The 282-nt window shown below is 38.7% G+C and carries 1 pseudogene; it reads right to left on the reverse strand.

Going from position 1 to position 282, the window contains the following annotated elements:
* Positions 1-282: pseudogene (locus RI01_RS03255) on the reverse strand (hypothetical protein); the annotation flags it as partial.

Below are 282 nucleotides of genomic sequence, written 5' to 3' on the forward strand. Positions count from 1 at the left end.
GTCGGTTAATTCGAAATTGGCATCATCGACGCGAGCGCAACCAAGGTAATAGTCTTTGTCGTCGTCTAAGAAGTGTTTAGGGCCTTTGTATTTAAGGATTAAACAGTTACCACTTGAGTTTTCTTTGAATTGTTTTTCGAAATTAATATAATAATGTAAATGGCTGTCATGTTTAGTATCAAATTGAGCATGTTCGAATCCATTCACGGATGTTTCCTCATAAGTTAGCCCTCTTTTATTCCAACGGTCGAAAGGATGGCGGTCTTTGATGTAGTTGGCGAG

The sequence above is a fragment of the Italian clover phyllody phytoplasma str. MA1 genome (assembly GCF_000300695.1).
Lineage (GTDB): Bacteria > Bacillota_I > Bacilli_A > Acholeplasmatales > Acholeplasmataceae > Phytoplasma.